This is a genomic window from Micromonospora yasonensis (assembly GCF_026013475.1).
GTDB classification, from domain to species: domain Bacteria; phylum Actinomycetota; class Actinomycetes; order Mycobacteriales; family Micromonosporaceae; genus Micromonospora; species Micromonospora yasonensis.
In genome coordinates, this window is sequence record NZ_JAPDPH010000277.1 from 1 (window position 1) to 8,229 (window position 8,229).

The 8,229-nt window shown below is 69.6% G+C and carries 7 protein-coding genes; 3 read left to right on the plus strand and 4 right to left on the minus strand.

Annotated features, from left to right (window positions below; all coding sequences use genetic code 11):
* From ONA70_RS32505 to ONA70_RS32515, 3 genes are all read left to right on the plus strand, one after another.
* Positions 1-311, plus strand: a 311-nt coding sequence (locus ONA70_RS32505) for a methyltransferase family protein (protein ID WP_265010317.1), incomplete at its 5' end; no start/stop codon positions are given.
* Positions 312-351: 40 nt separating this feature from the next.
* A complete protein-coding gene (locus ONA70_RS32510) occupies positions 352-1,419 on the plus strand; it encodes a cupin domain-containing protein (protein ID WP_265010318.1) in 1,068 nt (355 codons plus the stop codon).
* A gap of 10 nt (positions 1,420-1,429) precedes the next feature.
* Positions 1,430-2,395 (plus strand): AAA family ATPase, encoded by a 966-nt coding sequence (locus ONA70_RS32515; RefSeq protein ID WP_265010319.1) that lies wholly within the window; start codon positions 1,430-1,432, stop codon positions 2,393-2,395.
* A 110-nt stretch (positions 2,396-2,505) separates the two neighbouring features.
* Here ONA70_RS32515 and ONA70_RS32520 read toward each other — a convergent pair whose 3' ends face one another.
* The 4 genes from ONA70_RS32520 to ONA70_RS32535 all read right to left on the minus strand — a co-directional run bounded on the left by ONA70_RS32520 (position 2,506) and on the right by ONA70_RS32535 (position 8,046).
* Entirely contained in the window at positions 2,506-3,798 is a 1,293-nt protein-coding gene (locus ONA70_RS32520) for an MFS transporter (RefSeq protein WP_265010320.1), read from the minus strand.
* Between the two features lie 71 nt (positions 3,799-3,869).
* Positions 3,870-5,015, minus strand: a complete 1,146-nt coding sequence (locus ONA70_RS32525; protein ID WP_265010321.1) for an ABC transporter ATP-binding protein — start codon at positions 5,013-5,015, stop codon at positions 3,870-3,872.
* Positions 5,016-5,040: 25 nt separating this feature from the next.
* Entirely contained in the window at positions 5,041-6,771 is a 1,731-nt protein-coding gene (locus tag ONA70_RS32530; protein ID WP_265010322.1) for an ABC transporter permease, read from the minus strand.
* 171 nt (positions 6,772-6,942) lie between these two features.
* Complete coding sequence (locus ONA70_RS32535; RefSeq protein WP_265010323.1) at positions 6,943-8,046, minus strand: ABC transporter substrate-binding protein; 1,104 nt, start codon at positions 8,044-8,046, stop codon at positions 6,943-6,945.
* Positions 8,047-8,229: the final 183 nt, after the last annotated feature.

Below are 8,229 nucleotides of genomic sequence, written 5' to 3' on the forward strand. Positions count from 1 at the left end.
CGGACCGCCTCGTCGAGGACGGCCCGTACCGCTGGACGCGCAACCCGATGTACGGCGGTCATCTGCTCTTCCTGGCCGGGCTCGCACTCTCGTCCCGGTCCCCGGTCGCGGCGGGACTGCTCGGGTGGCACGTGAAATGGTTCGCCGACCGGGTGCGCAAGGACGAGAAGCGCCTGCGCGAGCGGTTCGGCCCGGCGTACGACGACTACTGCGCGCGGACGCCACGGTGGGTCCCACGGCCACCGCCGTCCGGCAGCGGGCCGGACGGCCGACAGACGGGCCCTGCTATTGCGCCTGACACCTCCACCTGACAGAGTGACGACTAATGGTCAGTCCATTGGAGGTAACTTCGTGACGACCCGCACGACCACAGGCGTCAGCCACTACCACGTCCAGAAGACCCGACGCGCGAAGTTCCTCGAGGACTGGCGGCAGAACCATCGGGACGTCGCCGCCGCCGACGACGTGGTCCTGCACGCCACCGAACGCGGAAGCCGAGTGGGCGTCTACGTCGGCGCCGACGGCGACCGACCCACCCGCACCATGGACGCGCTGGTGCACGAATTCGACCCCGGCACGACCACCACCGTCCACCGCCACTCCTGGGACGCGATGCTGTTCGTGGTCGGCGGCTGGGGCTGGACCGAGATCGACGGCGAGCGCATCGAGTGGGGCCCCGGCGATTCACTGCACATCCCCGCCTGGTCCTGGCACCGGTCCGGCAACGAGGGCACCGGAACCGCCCGCTACCTGAGCTTCTCCAGCGAGCCGATGCTCGCCACGATGGGCATGTCCATCCTGGAGGACGCCGGCCACACCTCTGTCGCCGAACTGCCCGGACGGCCCGCCTTCACCGCCGACCAGCCGGGGGACGACCCGTACGCACGCCGGGTGCGCCGACTCGGCCGCGAGCAGCGGGCCCGCCGGGCCGGTCGACTACACACCAGCTGGGACGACCTGGAGTTGGTCAACACGCCGCGGGGCACCCGGACCACCTTCCTGCTCGACCGCGCCATCGGCTACCAGGCGTCCGGCATCACCATGGCGATGTTCGAGATCGGCCCCGGCCGCGGCCAGTCCATGCACCGGCACCCCGGTGAGGCATGGCTCTACGTCCTCGACGGATCTGGCCACTCGTACCTGGGCACCGAGCCGGAGGGCGGTACGAACCACCCGTGGCAGAAGGGTGACCTGATCATCGTCGACCACTTCCTCTGGCACCAGCACTTCAACGACGACCCGGAGCGGACGGCGAAGGTCGTCCGGATCCACATGTTCGACAGCCTGCTCGAGACGATGCGGGCCCTGTGCGATCCACTCGTGCTCTTCGAGGAGCCACCCACCCAGATCCGGGACCGGCAGGCCGGCGACCCGTCCACCATCCAGTGGCCGGCACTCGAACGCCCCACCTGGCCCTGAGGGGGGACCGATGGCCGACGTACGCCTGCCACCCGGCATCAAGGGAATCCACGCCCTGCCGGCCGACCACCACGACGGCCCCTGGGACTCGATCTTCGTGCCGCCCGGCACGAAGGAACAGCTGCTGGGAACGGCGATCCTCGTGCTGCGGCACGGTCGGGCTCTGCGGTCGTTGTCCGGTCCCCCGCACGGCCTGGTCGTCCTCGCCGGACCGCCGGGCACCGGCAAGACCACCCTGTGCCAGGGGCTGGCCCAGGCCGCCGCGAGCAGGGTCGCCCAGCGGGGCGCGACGACATTCGTCGAGATCGACCCGCACGCCTTCCCGAGCGAAATGCTCGGCGAGAGCCAGCGCGCGGTGCGTCGCCTGTTCACCGAGACGCTGCCCGAACTCGCGGCCCGCCGTCCCCACACCATCGTCCTGGTCGACGAGGTGGAGGCCCTCGCCGTACGTCGGGCTGCCGCCTCCTTCGAGACCAACCCGGTGGACGTGCACCGGGCCACCGACGCGGTCCTCGCCGGCCTCGACGCCCTGCAGGCGGCATGCCCGCACGTTCTGCTCTTGACGACGACGAACTTCACCACGGCCGTCGACGAGGCCTTCCTGTCCCGGGCCGACCTCGTGCTCGAACTCGACCTGCCGGACCAGGACGTGCTCGCCCGCATCATTCGCTCCTCGCTCACCGAACTCGCCACGCTCTGGCCACCGTTGCGGCACCTCGCCGATGACGCCGGCCTGCACGCCAAGCTCGCCGACCGCTGCGCGGGCTTCGACGGTCGGCGCGCCCGCAAGGTGGTCCTTGCCGCGCTGGCCCGGCACCCGGACGTCGCCGCGGACCCCGCGCGGCTCACCGCCGAGGACCTGCTCGCCGCCGCCGAGGCCGTGTCCGATCTGACCGCCCCGGTGGGCCCCTGGCATTCAGCAGCGATGTGGCCGCCGACGTGCTGCACCCGCACGACCGGCCACACCTGCCGATGAACCAGACATGAGGTGCTGCTGGGCGCCGGCGGGGGCATCGCCGGCGCCCAGCAGCGGAGACCGGCAGGCGTGCTGGGGGGGGTAAGACGCCTTGCCGGCAGGTCAAGGGGTCAGGTGCCGCCGGAGGTCGTTGGTCCGGTGGCTACCTCGGCGGTCGCCGTCGCCGCGTCGTTGGCCTCCTCGGGCGCGGGCACCGCCCCGGTGTAGGACCGCACCACGCTCCCCCGCCACCAGTACGAGGCCGCCACGAGAATCGGGCCGAACGCACCGACGGTGAGGGCCGCCACCGGCCCGACCAGCCCGGCGAAGGCTCCGACGAGCACGTCGCCGATCGCCGGACCGCCCCGCGACGACATCTGGTAGAAGGCTGTCACCCGACCGCGCAGTTCGTCGGGCGTGTCGATCTGCACGGCAGCGTGCCGGATGGTGGTCGCCATCGCGTCGCACGCGCCGAGCAGGCCGGCGGCGGCGATGGCCAGAACGAAAATCGGCGACCACGCCAGCAGCAGCGCCGCCACGCCGTACAGCGCGGTGGACACCAGCAGCACCCGCCCCTGGCGGCGGCTGCGGTCGACGGTGCGGAACACGCCGTACGTGGCAAGCAGGGCTCCGGCGGACGGCGCGCCCGACAATGCGCCGTACCCGGCCGCGCCGACGTGCAGCACGTCGACGGCGAGTACCGGCAGGAGTACGCGGTAGGCGCCGAACACGGTCGCCGACAGGTCCAGGGCCATGAGGTGGTAGATGAGCGGGCGGTGGGAGATGTACCGGCCGCCCTCGACGATGGAGCCCAGCACGGAGCGGCGCACGGCGGGTGTCGGCAGGGCCGGGATCCGCAGCAGCGCGAGCACCGCCACGAGCAGGGCGTACGAGACCGCGTCGACGACGTACATCAGGCCGGGGCCGGCCACCGCTATCAGCACGCCGGCCGTCAGCGGTCCGACCAGGACCGCGAGTTCCCGCGACGGGTTGAGCAGGGCGACGGCCTGCCCGATCTGGCTTCGGGGCACCAGGGCCGGGATCAGCGCCTGCCGGGCAGGCTGGTCGAAGGTCGCCGCAGCGGTGGTGAGCACCACGGAGAGGACCACGTGCCAGGCCTGCGCCCGGCCGGTCACGGTCAGCCAGGCGAGCACCACGGCGACGAGCATCGCCGCGGCCTGGGCCGCCTGCAGCAGCCGGCGACGGTCGACCCGGTCGGCGAGCGCGCCGCCGAGCGGGCTGAGCACCAGCAGCGCCACGGCCTGGCCGGCGCCGACCAGGCCGGTGTACGCGACCGAGCCGGTGAGCTGGTAGACCTGGTAGAAGTTGGCCGCGATCGCGCCGCGGCTGCCGATCTGCGACAGAACGACACCCGCCCAGTAGAGGTTGAAGTCGCGGTTGCGCAGCACCTCGGGCAGCTTCATGCGGTCCTGCATTCCGTTCGCGACTGCGGGGCTCGCAAAGCCGGCTCACTCCTCGCGCTCACGCGGCAACCTCAGTCGACCGGCACCAGGGTCAGCTTGCTGGGGTCCATCCGCAGGTGGACCTCGGTACCCGGCTCGATGGAGACCGAGGGGTTCCCGCGCGCCCGGATCTCGTGCCGGCCGACGGCCACGACGTGGTCGACGGCCTCGCCGAGGAAGGCGCGGGTCAGGACGTTGCCGGTCCATTCGTTCGGCACCTCGCCCGACCGGGACGTGGTGCTGACCTCCACCGCCTCCGGGCGGATCGAGACGACGACGTCCGTGCCGGGCGGGACCGTCACGGCCGAGTCCAGCACGAGCGGACCATCGGCCGTGTTGACCACGTAACGGCCGTTCTCCCGCTCCGCCACCGTGCCGGCGATGAAGTTGGACGTGCCGATGAACTCGGCGACGAAGCGGCAGTTGGGATTCTCGTAGATCTCGCGCGGGCGCCCGAGCTGCATCACGTTGCCGGCCTTCATCACCGCGATCGAGGTGCTGAGCACCAGCGCCTCCACCTGGTCGTGGGTGACGTACACCGAGGTGATCCCGAGTTCGCGCTGCAGCCGCTTGAGCTCGTAGCGCAGCGACTCCCGAAGCTTGGCGTCAAGGTTGGACAGCGGCTCGTCGAGCAGCAACAGCGGGGGCTCGATGACCAGGGCGCGGGCCAGGGCGAGCCGCTGCTGCTGGCCGCCGGAGAGCTTGGTCGCCTGGCGGTCGGCGAGGTCGGCCAGCTCCATCGTCTGGAGCACCCGCATCACCCGCTCGGCGATCTCCTTCTTGGGGGGCCGGGTGGCGCGCTTCTTCACCTGCAGGGGGAAGGCGACGTTGTCGAAGACCGTCATGTGCGGCCAGATGGCATAGGACTGGAAGACCATGCCCAGCCCCCGCTCGTTCGCGGGGACATTCACCGGCTTGCCGCCCGCCTGGCCGGCGAAGAGCACGCGGTCGCCGACCTTGATCGTGCCGGAGTCGGGTCGTTCGAGCCCGGCGACGGAGCGCAGCGTCGTCGTCTTTCCGCAACCCGACGGCCCGAGCAGGGTGAACAGTGAGCCGTTCTCGACCTCGAAGCTGATGTCGTTGACCGCGAAAACACGCGCCCGGTCGCGATCGGCGGCGTGGGACCGACGTCGCCGCTCACCGTCGAAGGTCTTCACGAGGTTCTGGACGTGGAGCATGTTGCCCTCCTGAGGCTTCGGCGGCTCAGTCTTGTTTGAGCCCGACTTTGGCGCCGAGCTTGTATGCGATGGCGACGAGGACGACGAGCGTGAGCACCATGACGACGCCGAGCGCCGACAGGACGGTGAACTTGCCGTTCTCGTACTGCTCGAAGATGAGGATGGAAAGCACCTCGTTGCCGGGGCTGTAGAGCAGGATCGAGCTCGACAGCTCGCGGAACGAGACCACGAGGATGTAGATCCAGCCCGCCAGGAGGCCGGGCGACAGCAGCGGCAGCAGGACCCGGCGGAACGTCTGCCACCAGCTTGCGCCGCTGACCTGGGCAGACTCCTCCAGCTCCGCGGAGATCTGATGCATCGACGTGATCGCGTAGCGCATTCCGTAGGGCATGTATCGGGTGCAGTAGGCGATGAGCAGGATGAAGATCGTGCCGTAGATCGGGATGGGGCTGCGCAGGTACACGAAGGAGAGCGCGAGGCCGAGCACGAGACCCGGAATCACGAGCGGTACGAAGGCGAACTGGTCGACCAGCTGCCGTCCGGGGATACGCGAGCGGACGACGATCCAGGCGGCGACCGCCATGCCCGCCATCACCAGGGTCGCCGAGGCGAGGCCGAGGAAGAGGGAGTTCTTCAGGGCCGTCATCGCCTGGGACAGCTCCAGCAGTTCGCGGTAGTTGTCCAGCGACATCGTCTTGATCGCGGCGAGCGACGGGGGCTGGTAGAACTTGAGCAACGACGTGTAGAGGAGCACCAGCAGCGGCGCGACGACGGTGAGGCAGAAGTAGACGACGATCGCCGCACCCATCACGGGCCGCCACTTGCCCAGCTCCATCGGGCGGGGTCGGAAGCCCTTTCCGGTCACGGTCTGGAAGTTCTTCCCGGACCGGCCGACGATGTTGGAGATCGCGACGCCGATCATGGCGAGCACCAGCAGCCCGAGCGCCAGCGAGCCGGCGGCGGCCAGGTCCGGCGGGTAGCTGCGCAGCACGAAGTAGATGCGGCTGGTGAAGACGTAGATGCCGTTCTGCAGTCCGAGCAGCGCCGGGACCTCGAAGCTCTCGAGGCTGCGTACGGTCATGATGAGCACGGCCGCGACGATGGCGGGACGGGTGAGCGGCACGGTGATCTTCCGGAAGACCTGCCACCGGCTGGCGCCGCACATGAGCGCTGACTCCTCGAGCGAGGGGTCCATCGAGCGGAACGCCGCGACCATCAGGAGGAACACGATGGGCGAGAGGTGCAGGCCCTCGACCCAGATCATCCCCCAGACAGTGAACACGTCCAGGACGCCGCGGCCGAAGATCGGCTCGAGCGCCGCGTTGAGCAGGCCGATGTCCGGGCTGGCCAGAAAGATCCACGAGATGGTGTACAGGATCCCGGGGATGATCAACGGGATGATCGACGCGGCGAAGAACAGCCCCTTGAACGGCACGTCCGTCCGCACGTTGAGGTAGGCCAGGGCGGTGCCGACGGCGAGCGACAGGAGCGCCGCGCCCACGGCGAACCACAGCGAGTTCACCACGAGGGGGCCGATCCGATCGTCGCCGTAAGCCCGGGCGAAACCGCCCAGCGTGAAGCCCTCGGCGTCGAAGAACGTTCCCCACAGCAGGTAGTAGAGGGGTACGAGAGCGAGGTAACCGATCACACAGGCGACCCCGACGGTAATGATCAATTTTGGCGTCGGCCACCACCGGCGCCGCCGGCTCTTCGCCGCAGGCTCGATGGCCGGTACGGCGGGCGATGCCGTGGTCATACCCTCACCTTTCCTTGCACCAGTCGGTTCTCGGGGGTTGTCGGAGTGGGAGCGTGCGGCGGCCGGGCCGCCGCACGCCGGTCACTCAGCCCTGGTCCGGCAGGGCCTGCCGCAGGACGATCTCCGACCCGCCCTCGGGCGTCCGTCGCGGATGCGAGGGCGGTACGGAGGTCATTTGATCGCCTGTCCGGCGCGGACGACGTCGGCGTAGAGGTCGTCCCACTTCTTGCCGTTGGCGAGCAGCTCCTGCTCGGGCACGGCGACAACCTGCAGGCCGGCAAGCGGGTCCTTCTCACTCGGGATCGCGCCGATCCGGAACGCCTTCTCGAGGATCTTCTGCCCCTCGGTCAGTTCCCAGTCGGCGAAGAGCATCGCCGCGGCCGGGTTGGTGGCGGTCTTCATCAGCCCCATACCGTTGGGCCGCAGCAGGACCGGCTGGACCGGAGATCCCGCGGCCGGGTGCCAACTCACCGGAGCGCCCTTGTCCTCGGCCTTGTCGATGGTGTGGCTGTAGGAGGAGACCGTCACCCCGAACTGGCCGGCGGAGAGCAGCTCACCCTGGGTGGTGTGGCCCTTGGCGATCTTCGAGTTGGCGGCCACCCGCGTCATCAGGTCGCGGACCTCGGCGTCGGACTTCCCCTGGTCGAGGTAGTACTTGTAGAGGCCGGCGAACCAGTCCACGTCGCCGACCTCCATGGAGACCTGGCCCTTCCACTTGGGGTCGGCAAGCTCCTCGAAGGACTTCGGCTCCTGGCCCGGCTTGACCTTGTTGGTGTTCCAGCCGACGACGAAGGCGTTGAAGCGGGCAGCGGTCCAGCCGTCCGCCTGGCCCTCCTTGCGGACCTTGTCCCGCAACTCGCCCTTGTAGGGGTGGAACATCCCCTCCTTGCTCAGGACGTTCAGTTCCCCGGCGTTGGTGTCGACGAAGTCGTTGCCGAAGTAGTTGGCCTGCTGCTCCTGCAGGATCCGCTGGAGCACCGACTCGGAGTTCCCGCGGTAGACGCTCACCTCGATGTCGTACGCGTCCTCGAACCCCTCGACCAGCTTGTCCATGTCGGTGTTCGAGGTGTAGATGGAGAGTTTCCCCTCCTTCTCCGCGAGCTCGACGAGGGTCTTGCGGCGCTCTTCACCGCTGAGGCCGTTGATGCGGTCGTAGACCTCCTGCGCCTTGGCGGCGGCCTTCTCCGCCTTGTCGTTGCGGGCCGGCCCGCCGCCGGACGCGGTCGGCGATGATCCGCAGGCCGCGAGGAGAAGTGCGGCGGCCGTGACGGCCACCGATCGGAGGATCGTGTGATGTCTCATCGCTGCGCTCCCGCGAGCTGTGTGGGCGGGTCCAGGCCGGCCCTGCGACGGAATATGACTGGTGTTTCCCCCCGTGCGCTGCTGGTTCCAGCGCCGTCCGGGTCACGGACGGATGTGTCGATTCGGCTGCCGTCAGTGATGGTGGTGGTCGTGGCC